This is a genomic window from Crossiella sp. CA-258035, from assembly GCF_030064675.1.
Lineage (GTDB): Bacteria > Actinomycetota > Actinomycetes > Mycobacteriales > Pseudonocardiaceae > Crossiella.
The window spans coordinates 7068627-7092500 of sequence record NZ_CP116413.1; the positions used below are offsets into that span (position 1 = coordinate 7068627).

The 23874-nt window shown below is 71.2% G+C and carries 21 protein-coding genes and 2 rRNA genes (1 of these 23 cut by a window edge); 3 read left to right on the forward strand and 20 right to left on the reverse strand.

The features are described 5' to 3' along the window. Window positions 1-48: 48 nt before the first annotated feature. The gene (locus tag N8J89_RS31720) at window positions 49-759 is read right to left on the reverse strand and encodes a lysophospholipid acyltransferase family protein (protein ID WP_283660671.1); all 711 of its coding nucleotides are present in this window, start codon (window positions 757-759) and stop codon (window positions 49-51) included. Between the two features lie 134 nt (window positions 760-893). Continuing rightward, window positions 894-1664 (reverse strand): GNAT family N-acetyltransferase, encoded by a 771-nt coding sequence (locus N8J89_RS31725; RefSeq protein WP_283660672.1) that lies wholly within the window; start codon window positions 1662-1664, stop codon window positions 894-896. Between the two features lie 156 nt (window positions 1665-1820). On the opposite strand from N8J89_RS31725, the gene N8J89_RS31730 reads away from it, so the two are divergent. Beyond that, window positions 1821-3176, forward strand: a complete 1356-nt coding sequence (locus tag N8J89_RS31730; RefSeq protein ID WP_283660673.1) for a sensor histidine kinase — start codon at window positions 1821-1823, stop codon at window positions 3174-3176. After that, complete coding sequence (locus N8J89_RS31735) at window positions 3164-3808, forward strand: response regulator (RefSeq protein WP_283660674.1); 645 nt, start codon at window positions 3164-3166, stop codon at window positions 3806-3808. The genes N8J89_RS31730 and N8J89_RS31735 overlap by 13 nt, the downstream gene beginning before the upstream one ends. A gap of 186 nt (window positions 3809-3994) precedes the next feature. Here N8J89_RS31735 and N8J89_RS31740 read toward each other — a convergent pair whose 3' ends face one another. The 16 genes from N8J89_RS31740 to N8J89_RS31815 form a co-directional block, all read right to left on the reverse strand. Next, entirely contained in the window at window positions 3995-4735 is a 741-nt protein-coding gene (locus N8J89_RS31740; protein WP_252482099.1) for a pseudouridine synthase, read from the reverse strand. Continuing rightward, the gene (gene scpB / locus N8J89_RS31745) at window positions 4728-5372 is read right to left on the reverse strand and encodes an SMC-Scp complex subunit ScpB (protein WP_502868508.1); all 645 of its coding nucleotides are present in this window, start codon (window positions 5370-5372) and stop codon (window positions 4728-4730) included. Before scpB ends, N8J89_RS31740 begins: the two co-directional genes overlap by 8 nt. Window positions 5373-5413: 41 nt before the next feature. Next, window positions 5414-6259, reverse strand: a complete 846-nt coding sequence (locus N8J89_RS31750) for a segregation and condensation protein A (protein WP_283666293.1) — start codon at window positions 6257-6259, stop codon at window positions 5414-5416. Window positions 6260-6311: 52 nt separating this feature from the next. After that, entirely contained in the window at window positions 6312-7136 is an 825-nt protein-coding gene (locus N8J89_RS31755; RefSeq protein ID WP_252482128.1) for a ParA family protein, read from the reverse strand. A gap of 260 nt (window positions 7137-7396) precedes the next feature. After that, window positions 7397-8326 (reverse strand): site-specific tyrosine recombinase XerD, encoded by a 930-nt coding sequence (gene xerD / locus N8J89_RS31760; protein WP_283660676.1) that lies wholly within the window; start codon window positions 8324-8326, stop codon window positions 7397-7399. Between the two features lie 62 nt (window positions 8327-8388). Further along, a complete protein-coding gene (ald, locus tag N8J89_RS31765) occupies window positions 8389-9504 on the reverse strand; it encodes an alanine dehydrogenase (RefSeq protein ID WP_283660677.1) in 1116 nt (371 codons plus the stop codon). Between the two features lie 28 nt (window positions 9505-9532). Next, window positions 9533-10186: an NUDIX domain-containing protein gene (locus N8J89_RS31770; RefSeq protein ID WP_283660678.1), complete on the reverse strand. Its 654-nt coding sequence runs from the start codon at window positions 10184-10186 to the stop codon at window positions 9533-9535. After that, window positions 10186-11889: a CTP synthase gene (gene pyrG / locus N8J89_RS31775; protein ID WP_502868509.1), complete on the reverse strand. Its 1704-nt coding sequence runs from the start codon at window positions 11887-11889 to the stop codon at window positions 10186-10188. Before pyrG ends, N8J89_RS31770 begins: the two co-directional genes overlap by 1 nt. 172 nt (window positions 11890-12061) lie before the next feature. Then, a complete protein-coding gene (locus N8J89_RS31780; protein WP_283660680.1) occupies window positions 12062-13000 on the reverse strand; it encodes a copper transporter in 939 nt (312 codons plus the stop codon). Beyond that, the gene (steA, locus tag N8J89_RS31785) at window positions 12997-14181 is read right to left on the reverse strand and encodes a putative cytokinetic ring protein SteA (protein WP_283660681.1); all 1185 of its coding nucleotides are present in this window, start codon (window positions 14179-14181) and stop codon (window positions 12997-12999) included. Before steA ends, N8J89_RS31780 begins: the two co-directional genes overlap by 4 nt. 83 nt (window positions 14182-14264) lie before the next feature. Continuing rightward, complete coding sequence (gene recN, locus N8J89_RS31790; protein ID WP_283660682.1) at window positions 14265-16043, reverse strand: DNA repair protein RecN; 1779 nt, start codon at window positions 16041-16043, stop codon at window positions 14265-14267. 45 nt (window positions 16044-16088) lie between these two features. Further along, window positions 16089-16988: an NAD kinase gene (locus N8J89_RS31795; protein WP_252482108.1), complete on the reverse strand. Its 900-nt coding sequence runs from the start codon at window positions 16986-16988 to the stop codon at window positions 16089-16091. A 20-nt stretch (window positions 16989-17008) separates the two neighbouring features. Next, on the reverse strand, window positions 17009-17824 hold the full coding sequence (locus N8J89_RS31800; RefSeq protein ID WP_283660683.1) for a TlyA family RNA methyltransferase: 816 nt from the start codon (window positions 17822-17824) through the stop codon (window positions 17009-17011). A 3-nt stretch (window positions 17825-17827) separates the two neighbouring features. Continuing rightward, complete coding sequence (locus N8J89_RS31805; RefSeq protein ID WP_283660684.1) at window positions 17828-17977, reverse strand: hypothetical protein; 150 nt, start codon at window positions 17975-17977, stop codon at window positions 17828-17830. Beyond that, window positions 17974-18984 carry an HAD-IIA family hydrolase gene (locus tag N8J89_RS31810; RefSeq protein ID WP_283660685.1) on the reverse strand — a complete coding sequence of 337 codons (1011 nt, stop codon included), beginning with the start codon at window positions 18982-18984 and terminating at the stop codon, window positions 17974-17976. The genes N8J89_RS31805 and N8J89_RS31810 overlap by 4 nt, the downstream gene beginning before the upstream one ends. Then, window positions 18984-19871, reverse strand: a complete 888-nt coding sequence (locus N8J89_RS31815) for a hypothetical protein (protein WP_283660686.1) — start codon at window positions 19869-19871, stop codon at window positions 18984-18986. The genes N8J89_RS31810 and N8J89_RS31815 overlap by 1 nt, the downstream gene beginning before the upstream one ends. A 39-nt stretch (window positions 19872-19910) precedes the next feature. Between N8J89_RS31815 and N8J89_RS31820 the strand changes: the two genes are divergently transcribed. Beyond that, window positions 19911-21971 (forward strand): hypothetical protein, encoded by a 2061-nt coding sequence (locus N8J89_RS31820; protein WP_283660687.1) that lies wholly within the window; start codon window positions 19911-19913, stop codon window positions 21969-21971. Window positions 21972-22258: 287 nt separating this feature from the next. On the opposite strand, the gene rrf is transcribed toward N8J89_RS31820, so the two are convergent. Both rrf and N8J89_RS31830 read right to left on the reverse strand, forming a co-directional pair. Continuing rightward, window positions 22259-22375 (reverse strand): 5S ribosomal RNA (gene rrf / locus N8J89_RS31825). 80 nt (window positions 22376-22455) lie between these two features. Beyond that, window positions 22456-23874 (reverse strand): 23S ribosomal RNA (locus tag N8J89_RS31830) (it continues 1693 nt past the right edge of the window).

Genomic DNA, 23874 nt, shown 5'->3' on the forward strand with positions numbered 1-23874 from the left:
CCGCGTACAGCCAGGGCGAGGCGAGCAGCGCCTGCGGGAACTCCGGCATCAGGCCGCCACCCGCAGCTCGGGCGCGGAAACCACTGGCGCGCCAAGGATTTCCGCCTGCGCGCGAGCAGCCAGCTCCCGCCGCTCCAATCCCGCCCCGGGCCACAGCGTCCGCCCCTCGCGCACCTGCACCGACAACCCCCTGGCCCGGATCACCCGCCGCAACGAACCCAGCACCTCCTCCTCTCCCAGGAAAGCCGCCGACGCCGCAGGCCGGCCACCCGGCCCCCGGTACTCCACCCGCACCGGCCGCACCGCCACCCCAGCGTCCACCGCGGCCTGGAAACCGGCCGGGCGCAACACCGTTCCGGTCACCGCGCACCGGGTGGTGCCCTCCGGGAACACCGCGACCGAGGTCCCGCTCGCCAGCCGCGCGCGCATCTCCTCAACCGTCCCCGGCAGCGTGGACAACCGGTCCCGCTCGATGAACACCGTACCGGCCCGCGCGGCCAGCGCGCCGAAGACCGGGATGCCCCTGATCTCCGACTTGGCCACCTGGTGCAGCGGCTCCCTGGCCAGCAGCACCAGCCCGTCCAGCCAGGAGATGTGGTTGCCCACCACCAGCGCCGGACCGGGCCGCGGCGGATCCGCCACCACCCGCACCCCCAGCGCGCGCAGGATTCCGCGCGCCCCACTGCTGGCCAGCCGCCCCCGAACTCCCTTGGGCAGCAACGGAAACACCCAGGACACCGGCACCGCGAGCGCGAACACCCCAGCCAGCGCTAGCCAGCGGCGCAGCTGAACCCCTAGCGGCACAACAGGTTCGGCATCCCGGCCCGGCACGCAGCTGTCGTCGCAGGGAGTCGCGGGCGTCCAGCGGAAGGCCCCCGCCCGCCCGGCCGCGGTCACCGGAACCGCCGCAGGTAGCGGGGATCCATCCGCTGGGTGTCCAGCAGCAGGAAGAAGTCCGCGCAGCCGAAGTCCGCGTCGTAGGCCGGTTCGCCGCAGACCCACGCGCCCAGCCGCAGGTAGCCCTGCATCAGCGGCGGCAGCGCCACCCGCCCGGCCGGTCGCCGCACTTCCTGGTGCGCCCACGGGATCCGCGGCCGCACCCGGTGCTCATCCGGCGCGAGGTGCCGGGCGAGCACCCGGTCCCGGACCGCGGCGGCCAGGTGCCCGCCGTCGGCCAGCGGCACCGAGCCGCACCCGGCCACCCAGCGCCCGCCGACCAGGTCCACGTACCTGGCCAGCCCGGCCCACATCAGCCCGATCACGCTGCCGTTGCGGTGCTCGGGGGCGACGCAGGAACGGCCGACCTCCACCAGCGTGGGACGCAGCCCGGCCAGCGCGTCCAGCTCGAACTCGCCGTCGGAGTACAGCGCGCCGCGCCGGGCCGCCGCGCCGGGCGGCAGGATGCGGTAGGTGCCGACCACCTCGCCGGTGCGCTCGTCGAGGACCAGCAGGTGCTCGCAGTGCGCGTCCAGCTCGTCGGCGTCCACCCCGGACGGGCCGGCCAGCGCCGCGCCCAGCTCACCGGCGAAGACCCGGTGCCGGAGCCGTTGCGCGGCAAGGACTTCGGCCTCGGTGTCCGCGATGACCATGCGGTACCCGGGGCTGTGCTCGGTGGCGGCCCGGGCGAGGAGCTTGGGCAACGGCCTGGCCAGTTCGGCGATCATGGCTCCAGCCTGGTCCGGATCGGCCGCCGCGTCGCCAGGGTTACCTCCTGAGATGACCGGGGTGCTAGCACGGGGGTGGATCCCCGTGCAGACACGGTGGCCCCCTAGGGGACGCGCTCCTACGCTGGGGTGACCACCGTCCGAAAAGGAGCGTCGATGACCTGGCCGAGCCCGCGGCAGAACCTGCTGCGCGACGTGGTCGCCAAGCGCACCTGGCTGAGCACGGTGCTGCTGCTGACCGGCCCGTTCTGGAGCCTGCTGCCGCTGACGGTGATCGTGCTCGCGCTCTTCGGCAGCCTGTTCCCGCTGTTCGCGATGCTGCTCACGCAGAAGATCTACCTCGCGGTGTGGTTCCTGCCCACACTGCTGGCCAGCCCGGTGGTGGTGTGGCTGGCGGTCTGGCTGCTCTACGGCTTCGGCCACCTGGAGGCCTGGCAGCTGCGCGTGGTGACCGGCGAGTCGGTGACCCCGGCGCTGTCCCCGCCGCCGCGGCGCAACCCCTACCGGGGGACGGTGCAGCTGGTGGTCAACCCGACGCTGTGGCGCGGCATCGGCTACTGGGTCGCCCGCGGCGCGCTGTCCGTGGTGACCGGCCTGCTCGCCTTCTTCAGCTGGTTCGGGCCGGCCTGGCTGATCGGCGTGGCGATCATGGAGTCCTTCCACCCGCACCAGACGATGGTGGCCGCACCGGGCTTCGTGCACTCCTACAGCGGGCTGATGTTCTTCAGCCAGCCGGGCTGGCAGTTCTGGGTGATGGCCTTCCTGCTCGGCGGCATGCTGCTGCTGCCGCTGGCGCCGGTCCTGGTGCGCGCCATGACCAGCGTGCACCTCGGTCTGACCCGCACCATGCTGGAACCCAAGTCCGTGGCCGACCTGGCCGAGCGGGTGCAGCAGGTGGAGGAGCGCCGCTCGGTGGCGATGCAGGCGGCCGAGGCCGAGCGGCAGCGGATCGAGCGCGACCTGCACGACGGGGCGCAGCAGCAACTGGTGGCGCTGGCCATGAAGCTGGGCAGGGCCCGGGGCAGGCACGGCCAGGACCCCGACGGCGCGCTGCGGCTGATCGAGGAGGCGCACCAGGAGGCCAAGGAGGCCATCGACCAGCTGCGCAGCCTCACCCGCGGCCTGCACCCGCCGGTGCTGGAGGACCGCGGCCTGGACGCGGCGCTGTCCGCGCTGTCCGCGCGCAGCCCGGTGCCGGTGCGCATCCGCTACTACGTGCAGCACCGCCCGGCCCCGACCATCGAGGCCATCGCCTACTTCATGATCTCCGAGGCGCTGACCAACATCGCCAAGCACGCGCACGCCACCAAGGCATCGGTCGACGTGCGCCGCACCGGCGACCGGCTCACGATCGTGGTCACCGACGACGGGGTCGGCGGCGCCAAGGCCGGACCGGGATCGGGCCTGTCGGGGCTGGCCGACCGCGCGGGCGGGGTGGATGGCACGCTGACGGTGTACAGCCCCGAGGGCGGGCCGACCATCCTGACCATGGAGCTGCCGTGCGAGTCGTGATCGCCGAGGACGCCGTGCTGCTGCGCCAGGGCCTGATGCTGCTGCTGGCCGAGAGCGGGCACGAGGTGCTGGAGGCGGTCGGCGACGCCGAGCAGCTGCTGCGCGCGGTCGGCCAGCACCAGCCGGACATCGCCGTGGTCGACGTGCGGATGCCGCCGACGCACCGGGACGAGGGCCTGCGCGCGGCACTGGTCATCCGCCGCGAGTGGCCGGAGACCAAGATCCTCATCCTGTCCCAGTACGTGGAGGAGCGCTACGCGGTCGACCTGCTCAGCAACGAGCTCAGCGGCATCGGCTACCTGCTCAAGGACCGGGTCGCCGACGTGGAGGACTTCCTGCGCGCCCTGCACCAGGTCGCTGACGGCGGCACCGTGTTCGACCCCGAGGTGGTCGCCCAGCTGCTGGCCCGCAGCCGCCGCCAGGACCCGCTGGCCACCCTGACCCCGCGCGAGCGCGAGGTGCTGGGCCTGATGGCCGAGGGCCGCTCCAACGCCGGCATCGGCGAGGCGCTGACCATCACCGAACGCGCGGTGGAGAAGTACGTCGGCAGCATCTTCACCAAGCTCGGCCTGCCCATCGCGGGCAACGACCACCGCCGGGTCCTCGCCGTCCTGCGCTACCTGGACAACTAACCCCACCCAAGTGTTGGCCGTTCTCGTACGCAGTGTTGGCCGAAATGGACGCCGTGTTGGCCGAACTCGTACCCAGTCTTGGCCGCACCGGTCACCGCCGCAGCCAACACGACACCCCACTTCGGCCAACACCCGGTACGAGAACGGCCAACACGGCGTACGAGTTCGGCCAACACTCGGGTGGGGTTACAGGCCGACGTTCTTGTACAGCGCGCCGACCTCGGCCCTGGTCAGCGGGCGCAGGGTGCCGGGGCGCAGACCGGCCAGGCGGACCTCGCCGACCGCGGTGCGCACCAGGCGCAGCACGGGGTGCCCGACCGAGTCGAACAGCCGCCGCACGATCCGGTTGCGCCCCTCGTGCAGCACCACCTCGATCAGCACCCGGCCGCCGTTGGCGTCCTTGACGTGGTACTTGTCCAGCCGCACCGGCCCGTCGTCCAGCTCCACCCCGGCCAGCAGCCTGCGACCCAGGTCCCGGTGCACCGGCCCGGCCACCTCGACCAGGTAGGTCTTGTAGACGTTGTAGGAGGGGTGCATCAGCCGGTGCGCCAGCTCGCCGTCGTTGGTCAGCAGCAGCAGGCCCTCGGTCTCGGCGTCCAGGCGGCCGACGTGGAACAGGCGCTCCTCGTGGTCGGCCACGTAGTCGCCCACGCAGGGACGGCCGCGGTCGTCGGACATGGTGGTGTGCACGCCGCGCGGCTTGTTCAGCGCCAGGTGCACCAGGTTGCCGGTGACCATCACCCGCAGCCCGTCCACGTGGATCACCGCCTGCTCCGGGTCGACCCGGCGGCCCTGTTCGGTGACGATCTCGCCGTCCACGGCCACCCGGCCCTCGGCGATCATGTCCTCCGCCACCCGCCGGGAGGCGATCCCGGCCTTGGACAGCACCTTCTGCAACCGCACACCCTGCGGGTCGTTCTCAGACATCGTCGATCGAGTCCACTTCCGGCAACAACGGCGCGAGCGGGGGCAGTTCCTTCACCGAGGACAACCCCAATCGCTCCAGGAACAGCTCTGTGGTGCGGTACAGGAGTCCGTTGGTGTCCGGATCCGCACCTGTCTCCTCAATCAGACCACGAGCGAGCAGGCTGCGGATAACCCCGTCCACATTCACCCCGCGCACCGCGGCCACCCGCGCCCTGGTGACCGGCTGGCGGTAGGCGATCACCGCGAGCGTCTCCAGCGCGGCCCTGGTCAGCTTGGCCCGCTGCCCGTTGAGCAGCAGCCGCTCCACGAACGGCGCGTGCACGTCCCTGGTGTAGAACCGCCAGCCGTCGCTGACCCGGCGCAGGTCGATGCCACTGCCGGACTCGGTGTACCCGGCGGCGAGCCTGCGCAGCGCCTCGGTGGCCCGCGCCACCGGCACGTCCAGCGCGTCGGCCAGCACCTCCTCCGGCGCGGGCGCGTCCACCACCAGCAGCACCGACTCCAGGGCCGCGTCCAGCGCGGCGTCCTCGGTGAGGTCGGGCAGGCCGCCAACGACGACCGCGTCCTCGTCCTCCGCCTCAGGGGCGTCGATCCCGTCGGTGAGCACCGGCCCCGCGACCGGCTCCGGGGCGGGCACCGCGTCCTCGGCCTCGGGCGCCACCGGCGTGCCGTTCTCGGTCACCCGTACTCCTCCTCCTCGCTCGCGGCCAGCGCGGCCGCGGCGGCTTCTTCGGCCTGCTCCTTGCTCCCGCCGACCCAGCGCACCAGCAGCTCGCCCAGCGGCTCCTCCTGCTGGAAGAGCACCACCGTCTCCCGGTACAGCTCCAGCAGCCCCAGGAACCGGGCCACGAACTCCACCGTCTCGGTGCAGTCCTCGGTCAGCTGCCCGAAGGTCGCCTCGCCCAGCTCGGCCAGCCGCACCCGCATGATGGCCGCGTGCTCACGCACCGACACCGGGTGCATGTGCAGGTGGGCCAGCCCCACCACCGGCGGCGGCTTGGGGCGGAACACCGAGGCGGCCAACTCGGCGAAGCGCCGCGGGTCGACGCCGAGCATCACCTCGGGCATCAGCTCGACGAACCGGTCCTCCATGGCCACCGAGCGCGGGTACCGGCGCAGCGCGGTCGCCTCCAGCTCACCGAACAGCGCCGCGACCTGCTTGTAGGCCCGGTACTGCAACAGCCTGGCGAACAACAGGTCCCTGGCCTCCAGCAGCGCCAGGTCGTCCTCGTCCTCCACGTCGGCGGCGGGCAGCAGCCGGGCCGCCTTCAGGTCCAGCAGGGTGGCCGCGATGACCAGGAACTCGGTGGTCTCGTCCAGGTCCCAGGCGTCGCCGAGCACCCGGATGTGCGCGATGAAGTCCTCGGTGACCTGGTGCAGGGCCACCTCGGTGACGTCCATCTGGTGCTGGGAGATCAGTTGCAGCAGCAGGTCGAACGGACCGGTGAAGTTGGCCAGCCGCACGGTGAACCGGCCGCCTGGCGCGTCCTGCTCGGTGGGCTGTGCGGGATCCGGAGTGTCCACTGTGGTCACTCGGCCGGCTCCGCGGGCATTCCGCGCCCGCGAACGAGGCGACTCACCTGGCGATCACCTCGCGGGCCAGCGCCCGGTAGGCCTTCGCCCCGCCGGAGCGGGGGGCCCACCGGGTGATCGGCTCGCCGGCGACGGTGGTCTCGGGGAACCGCACGGTGCGGTTGATCACGGTGTCGTACACGATGTCCCCGAACGCCTCCACAACCCGGGCCATGACTTCTCGGGAGTGCAGCGTACGCGGGTCGTACATGGTGGCCAGAATCCCGGATATCTCCAGCTTCGGGTTGAGCCGTTCACGCACCTTCTCGATGGTGTCGATGAGCAGCGCCACCCCGCGCAGGCTGAAGAACTCGCACTCCAGCGGGATGATCAGCCCGTCGGCGGCGGCCAGCGCGTTCACCGTGAGCAGGCCGAGGGAGGGCTGGCAGTCGATGAGGATGTAGTCGTAGTGGTCCAGCACCGGCCGCAGCGCCCGTTGCAGGGTGTGCTCGCGGCCGACCTCGGAGACCAGCTGCACCTCGGCCGCGGACAGGTCTATGTTGCTGGGCAACAGGTCCATGTCCTCGACGCAGGTGCGCAGCACGGTCTCCTCGATGGTGGCCGAGCGCTCCATGATCACGTTGTAGATGGTCCGGTCCAGGTGGTGCGGCTGCACACCCAGGCCCACCGAGCACGCGCCCTGCGGGTCGAAGTCCACCAGCAGCACGCGGCGCCCGTACTCGGCCAGCGCCGCGCCCAGGTTGATGGTCGAGGTGGTCTTGCCCACCCCGCCCTTCTGGTTGCACATCGCGAGCACCTTCGCCGGTCCGTGCCCGGCCAGCAGCGAGGGCTCGGGCACGTGCCGCAGCGGCCGTCCGGTGGGGCCCATCTCGCCCACCACGACCTCGGGCACGTGCTCCTCGGTCAGGTCAGCGGGCTTGGGCGCCAGGCTGAGGTCAGCCACCTCTCCGCGGGGCCGCCCGTAGGCAGGCTGCGGTGTGGACATCTGACCTGACTCCTCGTGTCGGCGAATACACCCTGTTGGCGAGCGTAGGCTTCGCGGCGCACAGCGGCAACGCGCCTCGCCGGGGCACGTCCGACCTGGTCACCAAGGCTCCGGCACGCATTTGGAGCAGTCGCGCGCCCTGGTCAGCCCTGGGCGCGGGGGTGTGCCGTGGCGAAGACCTCACGCAGGGTGTTCACCGTGACCAGGGTGTAGACCTGGGTGGTGGTCACCGAGGCGTGCCCGAGCAGCTCCTGCACCACCCGGACGTCGGCCCCGCCCTCGATGAGGTGGGTGGCGAAGGAGTGCCGCAGCGTGTGCGGCGAGACGTCCCCGGTGACCCCGGCCCGCTCGGCCGAGTCCTTCAACGTCTGCCAGGCGCTCTGCCGGGACAGCCGCCCGCCGCGGGCGTTGAGGAACACCGCCGCGCTGCCCCGCCCCTTGGCCGCCAGCACCGGCCGGGCCCGCACCAGGTAGGCGTCCAGCGCGGCCAGCGCGGGCCTGCCCACCGGCACCAGGCGCTGCTTGCCGCCCTTGCCGTCGAGCAGCACGGTGCGCTCGGTGGCGTCCACGTCGTCCACGTCCAGCCCGACCGCCTCGGAGATCCGGGCGCCGGTGGAGTACAGCAGCTCCAGCAGCGCCCGGTCCCGCAGCCCGCGCGGGTCCTCGCTGCCCGCCCCGTCCAGCAGCCGCAGCACCTCGGCCACCGGCAGCGCCTTGGGCAGCCTGCGCGGCGGGGTCGGCGGGTGCACCCCGCTGGCCACGTCGGACGGCAGCAGGCCCTCGCGGTAGCCGAAGCGGTGCAGGCTGCGCACCGCGACCACCGCACGCGCCGCGGAGGAGGCGGCCAGCGGCGGCCGCTGCCCGTCACCCTCGCGCAGGCAGGCCAGGAACTCGGCCACGTGCCGCTCGGTCACCTCCGGCAGCGAGCCCACCCCGGCCGCGGCCAGGTGCTCGGTGTAGCGGCGCAGGTCCCTGGCGTAGGAGTCCAGCGTGTTGCGGGCGGTGCCGCGCTCCACCACGAGGTGGTCCAGGTAACGGTTGACGGCGGCCGAAAGTGCGGCGGGAACCGCCACGGGGCTGGAGTCCTCGTTCAGTGCGCCGGTCCCTCCGCCGCTGGCGAGTGGTCAGGGGCGCATCATGCCAGTGCCTCGGCCAGTTCGACGTGCGGCAGCCCGTGCGCCGCGGCGACCTCGCCGAGCACCACCTGTCCGCCGACCACGTTGACCCCCTTGGCCAGCGTGGGGTCATCCCGCACCGCGTCGCGCAAACCTTTGTCCGCCAAGGCCACCGCGTACGGCAGGGTCACGTTGGTCAGCGCCCAGGTGGAGGTGTGCGGCACCGCGCCCGGCATGTTCGCCACGCAGTAGAACACCGAGTTGTGCACGCCGAAGACCGGGTCGGCGTGCGTGGTCGGCCTCGAGTCGGCGAAACAGCCGCCCTGGTCGATGGCGATGTCCACCAGCACCGACCCGGGCCGCATCCTGGCCACCAGGTCGTTGCTGATCAGCTTGGGCGCCTTGGCCCCGGGCACCAGCACCGCGCCGATCACCAGGTCCGCCCACAGGCAGGCCCGCTCGATCTCGTAGGCGTTGCTGGCGATGGTCTGCAGGTGGCCGCGGTAGACGAAGTCGATCTGCCGCAACCGGTTGATGTTGTTGTCCAGCACCACCACCTCGGCCTGCAAGCCGAGGGCGATGGTGGCCGCGTTCATCCCGGACACCCCGGCGCCGATCACCGCGACCTTGCCGGCCGGCACCCCGGACACCCCGCCCAGCAGCACTCCGCGCCCACCGGCGGCGCGTTCCAGGGTGTGCGCGCCGACCTGCGGGGCCATCCGCCCGGCCACCTCGCTCATCGGGGCCAGCAGCGGCAGCGCGCCGTCGGGCAGTTGCACGGTCTCGTAGGCCACCGCGTCGATCCCGGCGGCCACGATGGCCTGGGTGCACTCCCGGCTGGCGGCCAGGTGCAGGTAGGTGAACAGGGTCTGCCCGCGCCGCATCCGGTGATATTCCTCGGCGATCGGCTCCTTGACCTTGAGCACCAGGTCCGCCTCGCCCCACACCTCCTCAGCCGAGCCGAGGATCTTCGCCCCGGCCGCGAGGTAGTCGGAGTCGGGGAAGGAGGAGCCGAGGCCGGCCTCCCGCTCGATCAGGACCTGGTGGCCGCGGCGCACCAGCTCCACCACGCCCGCCGGGGTGATGGCCACCCGGTACTCGTGGTTCTTGACCTCACGAGGGACACCGACCCGCACGTCGACTCCTCCTCCGCGTCACACCTGCTCAGCCGCTCCGGCGCTGTCCTGACTGACGCTGCGCGAACCGGTGCGGCCTGGACTCCCACGGGGCGTCGACCGGGCGGGTCTGCGCCGCGCCGGAGAGCACCGCGTGCGCGGCCAGCACCCCGGACACCGTGGCCGCGTTGATGATGGCACCGCTGAGCACCATCCGCACGGCCTCGCTCAGCGGTACCCGCCGCACCACCAGGTCGGCCTCCTCGTCACCGGTGTCCGCCAGCTGGTCCACAGTGGACAGACCGCGGGCCAGGTAGACCCGGATGACCTCGTCCATGAACCCCGGCGAGCCGGAGACGTCGACCAGCACCGACCAGTCCGCGGCGGCCAGTCCGACCTCCTCGGCCAGCTCCCGCGCGGCGGTGACCGCGGGGTCCTCGCCCTCGGCGTCGAGCAGACCGGCGGGCAGCTCCCACAGCCGCTGCCCGACCGGGTGCCGGTACTGGTGGATGAGCACCACGTTGTCGTTCTCGTCCAGTGCGACCACACCGACCGCGCCGGGGTGCTCGATGACCTCGCGGGTGGCCACCTCGCCGCCGGGCATCACCACGTCGTCCACCCGCAGCGCCATCACCCGCCCGGCGTAGACGTCCTGGCTGTTGGCCACGCTGAACTCGTGCGCGCCGCGCTCCACCGTGCCCATCAGGCGCCCGCCGAGCTGGACGCGGTCTCCGGCAGCTCCACCGGCAGCCGCTCGGCGGCCTGGTAGTCCAGGGCCGCGCGGACGAAGGCGGAGAACAGCGGGTGCGGCCGGGTCGGGCGGCTCTTCAGCTCGGGGTGCGCCTGGGTGCCGACGAAGAACGGGTGCGTCTTGGCGGGCAGCTCCACGAACTCCACCAGGTGCCCGTCCGGCGAGGTGCCGGAGAAGACCAGCCCGGCCTTGCCCAGCTTGTCCCGGTAGGCGTTGTTGACCTCGTAGCGGTGCCGGTGCCGCTCGGTGACCTCGGTGGCCCCGTAGGCCTTGGCCACCTGCGAGCCGGGCACCAGCTTGGCCGGGTAGGAGCCCAGCCGCATGGTGCCGCCCATGTCCCGCTCCCCGGCGACCACGTCCTGCTGGTCGGCCATGGTGGAGATGACCGGGTGCCTGGCCGACTCGTCGAACTCCGCGGAGTTCGCCCCGTCGATCTTGGCCAGGCCCCGGGCGGCCTCGATCACCATGCACTGGAGGCCGAGGCACAGGCCCAGCGCCGGGATGCCGCGGGTGCGGGCGTGCTGGATCGCGCCCACCTTGCCCTCGATGCCGCGCACGCCGAACCCGCCGGGCACCAGCACGCCGTCCACCCCGGCCAGCGCCTGCGCGGCGCCCGCGGGGGTCTCACAGAGGTCGGAGGGCACCCACACGATGTTCACCCTGGCCCGGTGCGCGAACCCACCCGCGCGCAGCGCCTCGGTCACCGACAGGTAGGCATCCGGCAGGTCGACGTACTTGCCGACCAGCGCGATCCGGGTGGTGTCGCTGGGCTTGTGCACCCGCTCCAGCAGGTCGCCCCACACCGTCCAGTCCACGTCCCGGAACGGCAGCCCGAGGCGGCGCACCACGTAGGCGTCCAGGCCCTCGGAGTGCAGCACCCTGGGGATGTCGTAGATGGACGGGGCGTCCGGGGCGGCCACCACGGCCTCGCCGTCCACATCGCACATCAGCGCGATCTTGCGCTTGAGGCCGTCCGGGATCTCCCGGTCCGCCCGGCACACGATCGCATCCGGCTGGATGCCGATGTTGCGCAACGCGGCCACCGAGTGCTGGGTGGGCTTGGTCTTGAGCTCGCCGGAGGGCGCGAGGTAGGGCACCAGGGAGACGTGCAGGAAGAACACGTTGTCCCGGCCCACGTCGTGCCGGACCTGCCGGGCGGCCTCCAGGAAGGGCAGCGACTCGATGTCGCCGACGGTGCCGCCCACCTCGGTGATCACCACGTCCGGCGTGACGCCGTCCTCACCGGCGGCGGCCATCGCGGTGATCCGCGACTTGATCTCGTCGGTGATGTGCGGGATCACCTGGACGGTGTCGCCGAGGTACTCGCCGCGCCGCTCCTTGGCGATCACCTCGGAGTAGACCTGGCCGGTGGTCACGTTGGCCGCCGCGCCCAGGTCGCGGTCCAGGAACCGTTCGTAGTGGCCGATGTCCAGGTCGGTCTCGGCGCCGTCCTCGGTGACGAAGACCTCGCCGTGCTGGAACGGGTTCATCGTCCCGGGGTCCACGTTGAGGTAGGGGTCGAGCTTCTGCATGGTCACGCGGAGTCCGCGAGCGGTCAGCAGCTGCCCGAGGCTGGAGGCGGTGAGCCCCTTGCCGAGAGAGGAGGCCACGCCTCCGGTGACGAACACGTGCTTGGTCGTGCGGGCCTGCAACACCAAGGGGTACTCCCGTGAATCAACTCAACGCCGTCGCTGGTCGGGTGTGGTTTCGGGGCTCCCGACCGGCGCGAGCGCCCCCTCGATCCACGGGAGGCGACCGTAACACGTCGCCTCCCCGCTACCGCACCCCCACCTCCGTCGTCCGCCTCCGAACGGGTGATGTATGGAGCTACGCGGAACCTTGCGGCGCGGGCGCCTGCGCGTTGCCCGCGGTGCCGTAGCGACCGGAGCGCCCGTCGAGCTGTTCCCGCAGCGCCAGCACGGTGACCACCCGCCCGGCGGCGGTGTCGATGTTGTCCACGGTGGACAGGATCGAGGTCGCCGAGGTGTCCGCGCGCACGATCCCCAGCGGCCCGTTGCCGTCGGCGGAACCGGAACGCCCGGCGAGCACCGCGCCGGTGCCGGAGCGGTCCAGCTGGGTGGCGAAGCGGGCCAGGATGGCCGAGCGGTCACCGGGGTCCTCGCCACCGGCCGAGCCGCCGGTGAGCACCACCGCGAGCTGCGCGGGCGTGATCCCCCGGCCGAGCCGGACGAAGCCGCCGTTGGCCAGCCCGCTCATCGCCGCCGAGGCCTCCTCGCCGCTGGCCTGCGGCTTGTTCTGGCTGTTGAGCAGCAGCAGCGGGCCGAGCAGGCCACCGGCCAGGGTGCCGGGATCGGTGGCCGCGGTCGGCAGCTGCACCCCCGCCGGCACCAGCCTCGGCACCAGGTCGCGCAGCTGGTCGGCCTTGGCCGGGTCGGCGAAGGTGTCGGTGAGCTGGAGCTCGCCGGTGACGCTGCCACCGGCGGCCTTGATCAGCTCGGTCAGCGCGTCCCGGTCGGCGGGGTTGGCGTCGTGCGTGCTGATCAGCACCACGGTCCGGTTGTCCAGCTGCCCGCGCACCGCCAGCGGCCCGACCACGGTGCCGAAGCGGTCCGCGTCGGCCAGCCGCGCGTTCAGCGCGTTGCGCTCGGACTGCAGGTCGGAGACCTTCTGCCCGAGCGAGTCCTTCTCCCCGGTCAGTCCGGAGAGCAGCCGGTCGCTGATCACCGTGGAGCCCAGCATGATGCCGAGGGCGAGGGCGAGGAACACCGCCGCGATGGAGACGACGTGGTACCGCAGAGTGATCACGAGAAGAGCCCCTTGAGCCAGGTGAGGAAGTCGTTCCAGTAGTCCACGCCGATGTCGACGTAGGCGCTGCCCACGCTGGTCACCGCGACCGCGGCGATCAGCACCGCGACCGCGGAGACGATCAGCAGCAGGACGGAGAGCACGGAGACCCGGCTGCGGTAGAGGCTGACCACGGCGTGGCCGTCGACGACCTTGCTGCCCAGGCGCAGCCGGGTGAGGAAGGTGGAGGGGTTGGAGCCGGAGCGGCCCCGGTCCAGGAACTCGTGCAGGGTGGCCTGGAAGCCGATGGTGACCACCAGGTCGGCCCCGTGCGCCTCGGCCAGCAGCAGCGCCAGGTCCTCGGGGTTGCCGGAGGCGGGGAAGGTGACCGCGCCGATGCCGAGGTCCTGGATGCGTTCCAGGCCGGGCGCGTGCCCGTCCATCTGCGCCGGCAGCACCACTTCCGCGCCCGCTTTGAGGGTGGCGGTGCTGATCCCGTCCGGGTCGCCGACGATCACGTCCAGCTTGTACCCGGCCTCGTGCAGGGTGTCCGCCGCGCCTTCCACGCCGATCACCACCGGCCGGTACTCGCGGATGTAGCGCTTGAGCTTGCGCAGGTCGTCGCGGTGCCCGTAGCCGGGCGCGACGATCAGCACCTGCCTGCCCTTGACCGGCACGAACAGCTCGGGCACGCCGACCCCGTCCAGGATCAGCGTGCGCTCCCTGCGCAGGAACTCGATGGTGTTCGCGGAGAAGGCCTCCAGCTGCGCGGCCATGCCCGCCTTGGCCTCGATGAGCTGGTCGGCCACCGAGTCCGCGGTCTGCTCGGTGCCCCGCCCCAGCTCGGTCTCACCCTGGAAGATGCCGCCCTCGAACAGCCGGATCCGGGCGCCGTCCTTGACCTTGCGCAGCAGCTCGGGGCCGACCGCGTCGATCAGCGGGATGCCCGCGCTGATCAGGATCTCCGGGCCGAGGTTGGGGAACCGGCCGGAGATGGAAACCGAGGCGTTGACCACCCCGGCGACCTCGGCGGCGACCAGGGCGTCCGCGGTGCGGCGGTCCAGGTCGAGCTGGTCGAGCACGGCGATGTCGCCTGGTCCGAGCCGCCGGAGCAGGTCGCCGGAACGACGGTCCACCCTGGCCGGCCCGTGGACTCCAGGCAGCGACTGACTGGTGCGGTTGAGCAGGCCCGTGAGCTTCATGTGCGGATGGTGACAAAACCGCGGCGTGTCTGTGCCTAGGCACGCCGGGAAGTCACCGCACGTCAACCCTTGGGGGACACGGTCTAGGGACGCAGCGCCTGGGTATATGCCTCCGCGGTGGCCAGCAGCTCCTCGGCGTGCGCCCGGCCGGACTCGGTGGACTCCATCCCGGCCAGCATCCTGGCCAGCTCCACCACCCGCTGGTTGTGGTTGAGCACCCGCACCCCGGACTTGGTCAGCCCCTCGGCGCCGATGTTCTTGTCCACCAGCAGGTGCCGGTCGGCGTAGGCGGCCACCTGCGCCAGGTGCGTGACCACGATGACCTGATGGCTGCGGGCCAGCTTGGCCAGCCGCCGTCCGATCTCCACCGCGGCCCGGCCGCCGACCCCGGCGTCGACCTCGTCGAAGACCAGGGTGGGCACCGGGTCGGTGTGCGCGAGCACCACCTCGATGGCCAGCATCACCCTGGACAGCTCACCGCCGGAGGCGCCCTTGTGCACCGGCAGCGCGGGCGCGCCGGGGTGCGCGACGAGCAGCAGCTCGACCTCGTCCACCCCGTCCGGCCCGGCCTGCAGCAGCTCGTTGCCGACCTTGAGCGCCTGCTCGTCGCCCTCGGCGGCGGGCTTGGGCTGCACGGTCAGCTCGATCCGGGCGTGCGCCATGGCCAGCCCGGCCAGCTCCTCGGTGACCGCCTTGGCCAGCTGCTCGGCCGCGGTGCGCCGGATCGAGGTGACCGTGCGGGCGACCTTGGCCAGCTGCTTGGCCAGCGCGTCCCGCTTCTTGGCCAGCTCGGCCAGGGTCCCCTCGGAGGTGTCCAGGGTGGCCAGCCTGGCCTGCGCGTCGGCGGCCCAGGCCAGCACGCCGTCGACGTCCGCGGCGTACTTGCGGGTCAGCTGCTTGAGCTCGGCCTGCCGGGCCAGCACCCGCTCCAGCTCGGCCGGATCGGCGTCGAGCTGCTCCAGGTAGCCGGTCAGCTCGGTGCCCACGTCGGTGAGCAGCGCGGCGGCCTCGACCAGCCGCGGTTCCATCTCGCGCAGCGCCGGGTCCTCGGCCGCGGCCAGCCTGCGCCGGGCCTCGCCGATCAGTCCCAGTGCGCCGGGTGAGTCAGGGTCGCCGTCGGCGGCGCCGGCGACGGCGTGCGCGGCCCCGGCCGCGGTCTCCCGCAGCTGGTCGGCGTCGGCCAGCCGGCGGGCCCGGTCGACCAGCTGGGTGTCCTCGCCGGGCTGCGGGGCCACGGCCTCGATCTCGCCGAGCCCGTGCCGCAGCATGTCGGCCTCGCGGGCCATCTCGCGGGCGCGCTCGGTGCGCTCGGTCAGCTCCTTGGCCACCGCGAGCCACTGCCCGCGGAGCTCCCGGTAGTCGGCCAGCGGCTCGGCGATGCCCGCACCGGCGAACCGGTCCAGCACGGCGCGCTGTTCACCGGTGCGCATCAGGCGCAGCTGGTCGTTCTGCCCGTGCACGGCGAGCAGCTGCTCGGTCAGCTCGGCGAGCAGCCCGACCGGCACGGCCCGGCCACCGAGGTGGGCCTTGGACCGCCCGTCGGCGTTCACCGAGCGCACGGCGATCAAGCTGCCGTCCTCATCGACCCCGGCGCCCGCCTCGGTCGCCACCTCAAGCGCGGCGGCGGCCCCGGCGCGCGCGTCGTCGCCGGTGAGTTGGAAGGATCCCTCGACCACGGCCCGGTCCGCCCCGGTCCGCACCCTGGAGGCCTCGGCACGGCCACCGGAGAGCAGGTGGAGCCCGGTCACCACCATGGTCTTGCCAGCACCCGTCTCACCGGTGACCACGGTGAGACCCGGATGCAGTTCGAGGGTGGCGTCGGCAATCACGCCGAGGCTCTGGATGCGCATCTCGGCCAGCACAGCCCAGACACTACTGGGCCGCGCCGACATTCGCGCCGGGGGTGCCTACCGGTTGGGGATAACTGGCCCGCGCCAGCCCTGGACCGGCAGCGAGAACTTGCGCACCAGCCGGTCGGCGAAGGGCTCGCGCTTGAGCCGCACCAGGTTCACCGGCACCTTCCCACCCGCGACCTCCACCCGCGCCCCCGGCGGCAGCTCCACCGTGCGCTGCCCGTCGCAGCACAGCACCGCGGGATGCCCGCCGGGCGCGACCTCCACCGCGACCAGCGAGGACGGCGAGACCACCAGTGGACGGGCGAACAGCGCGTGCGCGTTGCTGGGCACCACCAGCAGCGCCTCCACCTCGGGCCAGATCACCGGCCCGCCGGCGGAGAAGGCGTAGGCGGTGGACCCGGTCGGCGTGGCGACCAGCACCCCGTCGCAGCCGAACCCGGAGACCGGCCGCTCGTCGACCTCCAGCACCGCGTCCAGGATCCGTTCCCGGCTGGACTTCTCCACACTGGCCTCGTTGAGCGCCCAGGTGCGGGCCAGCACGGTGCCGTTGAGCCGGACGATCACGTCCAGGGTCATCCGCTGCTCGACGTGGTAGGTGCGATCGACGATCGCGGCCACCACCTCGTGCAGCTCCTCGGAGTCGGCCTCGGCCAGGAACCCGACCCGCCCCAGGTTGACCCCCAGCACCGGCACCCCGGCCGGCCTGGCCAGCTCGGCCGCGCGCAGCAGCGTGCCGTCGCCGCCGAGCACCAGCACCAGCTCGGTGCCCTCGGCGGCCTCGTCGGTGTGCGCGACGATGGTGTCGTAGCAGGAGGAGCTGATGTCGGGGGACTCCTCGACCAGCACCCGCAGCTTCAGCCCGGCCTGCCGTAGCTTCCCGGCCACGTACTCGGTCGTGCGACGGTTCTCCGGCCGGCCGGTGTGCACCACGAGCAGGAGCTCACGGGTCATGAACGGTCTACCTCCAGTGCCTACTGCGGGCCCGCGGCGACCGCGGCCCGGACCAGCTGCTCAGCCTCGGTCTCGGCCAACGGCACGCCCCGGCGAAGCCAGAGAAAGTACTCGACGTTGCCCGAGGGTCCGGGCAGGGGGCTCGCGGTCACCCCGCGCAGGGTCAGCCCGGCTTCCGCGGCCGAGGCCACCACCCCGGTGACGGCCTCGATCCGCAGCTCGGGATCGCGCACCACCCCACCGGAGGGCAGCCGTTCCTTGCCCACCTCGAACTGCGGTTTCACCATCGGCACCAGGTCCGCGCCCTCGCTCATGCAGGCGGCCATCGCGGGCAACACCAGCCGCAGGTAGATGAAGGAAAGATCGGCCACGACCAGGTCGACCGTCCCGCCGATCTGCTCGGGCGTCAGGTTCCGCACGTTGGTCCGGTCGTGCACGAGCACCCGGTCGTCGGTCTGCAGCTTCCACACCAGCTGCCCGTACCCGACATCCACCGCGACCACCTCGCGCGCCCCGCCCCGCAGCAGCACATCGGTGAACCCACCGGTGGAGGCCCCCGCGTCCAGGCACCGCCGCCCAGCCACAGTCAACCCCCGCGGCCCAAAAGCTTCCAGCGCCCCTAGCAGCTTGTGCGCCCCGCGCGAGGCCCAGCCCGCGTCGTCAGCGTCTTCCCGCACCACCACGGGCGCGTCGGTCTCCACCGCGGTCGCAGGCTTGCCGGCGACCGTGCCGCGCACGGTGACCCGGCCCGCGTTCACCAGCTCCACGGCGTGTTCCCGGGAGCGGGCGAGCCCGCGGCGCACCAGTTCGGCGTCCAGCCGTACCCGCCGAGGCACGGCTCAGACCTGGTCGATCGTGGCCAGCGCCGAGGTCAGCGCGGTGTGCACGGCATCGAACCTGGCCACGTGCTCAGACAGCGGCACGGCGTCCAGGTTCTCCAGACCGGCCAGCGCCGCGTCGATCTCCGCGACCGGCTGTTCGGGCGTCATGCGCTCCACGCTATACCCAGTTTCCGCAACGCCGCCGCAGCCGCGTCCCCATCAGCCACCACCGACGGCACCCCGCCCCCGGCGCCCCACCACACCGAGCACAACGACCGCAGCGCCGACAACGGTTCCCCGCTCTCGTCAGCACCCCCAAGCCGAACCCGGTCCCCGTCAACCTCCACCAGCCACCCCGGCCGCACGCCCGCCTCGACGTGCGCCACCGGCGCGACCAGCCCACCAAGATCCTCAGCCACAAACCGGCACCGCTGTTCGGGAACGGCGGCCAGCAACCCCTCCGGCGTGGCCACCCCCGTCAACACCACCAACGCCGGCAACCCGGCCGCATTCGCCCCGGCGATATCGGTGTCCAGCCGATCCCCCACCACCAGCGCCGAAGACGCCTCGGCCGACTCCGCGGCCAGCACCAACTGCGTCGGCTCCGGCTTCCCGGCCACCTCCGGCGACTGCCCGGTGGCGGTCCGCAACGCGGCCACCATCGACCCGTTCCCCGGCAGCAACCCGCGCTCGGTGGGCAGGGTGGCATCCACATTGGACGCGAGCCAGTAAGCCCCACCCCGGATGGCGATGCAGGCCTCAGCAAGCTGAGCCCACCCGGTCTCCGGCGAATGCCCCTGCACCACGGCCACAGGTTCGTCAGCCGCGGACTCCACCACCCGAAGCCCCACCGCCCGAACCTCGGCCCGCAACGCCTCAGCCCCCACCACCAGCACCGGAGCCCCAGCCGCCAACTTCGCGGCCAGCACCGCCGCCGCGGCCTGGGAACTGGTGCTCACCTCGCGGACGTCGGCCGGAAACCCCAGCTCCCGAAGGTGCTGAGCGACCGCCTCCGGCGCCCGCGAGGCGTTGTTGGTGACGTACCGGAGCGCACGCCCACGCCGCTTGGCCTCAGCAACCGCCTCCGGCGCCCCGGGCACCGCGGTCCCACCGCGGTACACGGTGCCGTCGAGATCCAAGAGCAACGCGTCGTACGCATCCAGCAACGTCATCATCAGTTGTCCCGACCCACCCCATCAGCGGACTCACTGGTCACAGCCTTGCCAGCCTCAACCGCCCCAGCCTCAGCCGCTTCGGTCTTAGCCTCCGCCACAACCGCGTCAGCCTCAGCCACCGCTACCGCATCCGCCTCAACCGAGGCCCCCGGCTCAACCGATTCCTCGGCCAGCACGGTCTCCTCAGCCTCCCCGGCTGCCGCAGCAGTTCCAGCCTCGCCAGCTTCCTCAATCTTGTCAGCTTCCGCAGCCTCGTCAGCCGTCCCGACTTCGTCAACCGTCCCGACTTCAGCAGCCGTTCCGGCCTCCGCAGCGTCCCCAGCCCCGTCACCAGAGCCCGAACCCTGCTCACCGTCCCGGTCGTCCGAGACCCCGTCCTCGTCCCCGTCCCCGTCCACGTCCTCGACGTCAACGGGCACCACGGGCCCCGCCCCGAGCTCGATGGCCCGCTCAGCGGCGTCGGTCTCCCCGTCGTCATCCACCTCGGCAGCCGAGATGAACCACTGGATCGCCTCGTCGTTGCGCCCAGCCGCGGCCAGGTTGTCCGCGTAGGCGTAGAACAGCCGCGCACTCCACGGATCCCTCCGCTTCACGTCGAGATCGGGTCCCTGCAACGCCACCACAGCGGCATCCAGCTCACCCAGGTCCCGGCGTGCTCCGGCAGCCACGATCCGCAGCTCCACGGCCTCATCCGCGCTCAGCGCCTTGGCCTCGGTCGACCGCGCCAGCTCCAGCGCCCGCTCCGGCCGGCCCAGTGCCCGCTCGCAGTCGGCCATGACGGCCAGGTGCGCGGAGCTACCGGTCATCCGCCGCGCGGCCCGCAGCTCGGCAAGCGCCTCAGACCACTCACCGGCGTGGTAAGCGGCCAACCCGGTCGCCTCCCGCACCAGCCCGATCCGCGAAGCCTTCCGCCGAGCGAACCGAGCATGCGCCAACGCCTGCTCCGGGTCCTCGTCGATCAGACGCCCCGCCATGACCAGGTGCTTGGCCACCAGCTCAGCCAGACTCTTGGACAACGTCCGCAGGTCAGAGCGAACCCCAGCGTCGAGCTCACCGGGCTCGACATCCATCGGCAGCTCCGGCTCCACCAGCTCCTCGAGCTGATCCCGCCGCAACTCACCAGCGTCGAACCGGTCATCGCGCCCACGCGGCCGCTCTTCCCGCCCCGGGTACCGGCGCTCCTCACCAGCCGAGTCGGCCCGACCGTGCCGGACCTCCCGCGCAGGCCGATCCTCCCGGTTCCCATAAGCAGGCTTCTCGTACCGAGGCCGATCCCCAGCCCCGCCAGAACGTTCCCGAGAATCCCGCCCGGCCCCACGCTCACCCTGGAACCCACGCCGGTCACCCCGGTCGTCTCGCCGGAACCCACCGCGGTCGCCGCTGTCCCCGCGGTATCCACCACGGTCGCCGCCACTGTCTCCGCGGTACCCGCCCCGGTCGCTGCCACTGTCCCCGCGATAGCCACCGCGGTCGCCACGGTCATTCCCGCGGTACCCACCACGGTCATCGCCACGGCCACCCCGGTCGTCCCGCCGGAAGCCACCCTGGCCCCCACGGTCCTCCCGCTGGTACCCACCACGATCCTCGCGCGGCCCCTGCTCGTCCTGCCGAGAGCCACCCGCGTCACCACGGTCGGCCCCCTGGACATCGCCCCGGTCGCCCTGACCTTCGCTCAGCCCGCCACGGTCCTGACTGTCCTGGTCCTGGCTGCCACGATCCTGGCCGCCACGGTCCTGGTCAGCGCGCCCCTGCTCAGCACGGTCCGGTCCGGCACCGCCCTGACTGTCCCGCTCGCCACCACGTTCGTCCTTGCGGACCTCAGCACGGTCACCCTGCTCGGCCGCCGGGGAGAAGCCCCCGGTCTCCGAACGCTCCGCGTCCTGGACGCCCCCGGTCTCCTCGACCGAACGCCCATCCCGGAACCCGGGCTTGCCATCCCGACGAGGCCGGTCGTCCCGCTTCTGGTAGCGAGGGCGGTCCTCCCCATCAGTCCGAGGCTTGTCGAACTTCGGCTTGTCATACCGAGACTTGTCCCCGTACGGCCGGTCCTGACGAGGCCGGTCATCCCGGCGGAACCCGCCCTGACCACCCCGATCATCGCGACGGAACCCACCACGGTCGTCCTTCCGGAACCCACCGCGGTCACCCCGGTCGTCCCCGCGGTACCCACCACGGTCATCGCCCCGGTATCCACTGCGATCATCGCTCCGGCCGGCGCCACGATCGTCCTTGCGGAAGCCACCCTGGCCCCCACGCTCGCCCTTGTCCCGGAAGTCACTCCGGTCATCCCGGCGGAAACCGCTCTGGCCGCCACGGTCATCCCGCCCGCGGTACCCGCCCTGGCCACCACGATCGTCGCGGCCCCGGTACCCAGTCTGACCACCACGGTCGTCCCGGCCCCGGTATCCACTCTGACCACCACGGTCATCACGGCCACGGAAACCACCCTGACCAGCCTGGTCGTCCCGGCTGCGGTACCCGCCCTGGCCACCGCGGTCGTTGCCGCGGAAACCGCTCCGGTCACCCCGGTCATCACGACGGAAACCGCCCTGACCGCCACGATCATCGCGCCGAGGGCCACCCTGGTCGTCCCGCCGGAACCCACCGCGGTCGCCGCGGTCGTTCCCGCGGTATCCACCACGGTCCTCGCTCCGGCTACCGCCACGGTCATCCCGCTGGAAGCCACCCTGGCCACCACGGTCGTCCCGGCCACGGAAACCACTCTGGCCACCGCGATCGTCGCGGCCGCGGTACCCGCCCTGACCACCACGATCACCGCCACGGCTGTCCTGCCAGCGCGGCCGGTCCCCCTGCGAGGAGCGGTCGTCGCGGCCGGCACGCTGCGGCCGATCACGATCCTGGTCAAAACGACGCGGCCGATCATCGCGCTGGCCGTAGCCACCACGCGAGCTGCCGCCGTCATGGCGCCCGCCCCTGGGCGAGTCACCACCGAAGTTCCGGTCCTGACGGTCACCGCTCCGGCCTGAGCTGGAACCGCCGCGCTCGTGCCGGTCGCCCGACTGCGCGTCGCGATATCCACCCTGCCTGCGATTGTCGCCAGATCCTGAACGATCACCGCTCCACGAACTACCGGACCGGCCGAAAGGTGGCTTGTCGCCACGCGGCCTGCCCGCTCCACCGGAGCGTCGAGGAGCACCGTCTCCGCGGTCCTCACTGGGCCGCCTGTCTGAAACCACCAAATCCTCCCGAACAACCAACAACGCGAGAAGGGGCCTGCCCACCTTACCGGCGGACAAGCCCCTCTCGAATGATTGTTCGGCGGCGTCCTACTCTCCCACACACTCACGCATGCAGTACCATCGGCGCTGGAGGACTTAGCTTCCGGGTTCGGAATGGGACCGGGCGTTTCCCCTCCGCCATAACCACCGAAACACTATGAAAAAACCATTTAACCGTCAGTGGACGCTAGCTGGTTCTCTCAGAACCACACAGTGGACGCGTAGCAACTTTGTAATCAAGCCCTCGGCCTATTAGTACCCGTCAACTCCACACGTTACCGTGCTTCCATCTCGGGCCTATCAACCCCATCGTCTCTAGGGGGCCTTAACCACTCAAGGTGGTGGGAGACCTCATCTCGAAACAGGCTTCCCGCTTAGATGCCTTCAGCGGTTATCCCTTCCGAACGTAGCCAACCAGCCATGCTCTTGGCAGAACAACTGGCACACCAGAGGTTCGTCCGTCCCGGTCCTCTCGTACTAGGGACAGCCTTCCTCAAGTCTCCAACGCGCGCGGCGGATAGGGACCGAACTGTCTCACGACGTTCTAAACCCAGCTCGCGTGCCGCTTTAATGGGCGAACAGCCCAACCCTTGGGACCTACTCCAGCCCCAGGATGCGACGAGCCGACATCGAGGTGCCAAACCATGCCGTCGATATGGACTCTTGGGCAAGATCAGCCTGTTATCCCCGGGGTACCTTTTATCCGTTGAGCGACACCGCTTCCACAAGCCAGTGCCGGATCACTAGTCCCGACTTTCGTCCCTGCTCGACCCGTCAGTCTCACAGTCAAGCTCCCTTGTGCACTTACACTCAACACCTGATTGCCAACCAGGCTGAGGGAACCTTTGGGCGCCTCCGTTACCCTTTGGGAGGCAACCGCCCCAGTTAAACTACCCACCAGGCACTGTCCCTGAACCGGATCACGGTCCGAGGTTAGACATCCAGTACGACCAGAGTGGTATTTCAACGACGACTCCACCACAACTAGCGTTGCAGCTTCACAGTCTCCCACCTATCCTACACAAGCCGAACCAAACACCAATACCAAGCTATAGTAAAGGTCCCGGGGTCTTTCCGTCCTGCCGCGCGTAACGAGCATCTTTACTCGTAATGCAATTTCACCGGGCCTGTGGTTGAGACAGCGGAGAAGTCGTTACGCCATTCGTGCAGGTCGGAACTTACCCGACAAGGAATTTCGCTACCTTAGGATGGTTATAGTTACCACCGCCGTTTACTGGCGCTTAAGTTCTCAGCTTCGCCACCAAAGTGACTAACCGGTCCCCTTAACGTTCCAGCACCGGGCAGGCGTCAGTCCGTATACATCGTCTTGCGACTTCGCACGGACCTGTGTTTTTAGTAAACAGTCGCTTCTCCCTGGTCTCTGCGGCCAACCAACCCTAACCCGCAAGGGGTTTCAAGTCAGCGGGCCCCCCTTCTCCCGAAGTTACGGGGGCATTTTGCCGAGTTCCTTAACCACAGTTCACCCGAACGCCTCGGTATTCTCTACCTGACCACCTGTGTCGGTTTGGGGTACGGGCCGCATGAACACTCACTAGAGGCTTTTCTCGGCAGCATAGGATCACTCTACTTCGCCTCAATCGGCTACGCATCACGTCTCAGCCTTAACAGGTGACGGATTTGCCTACCACCC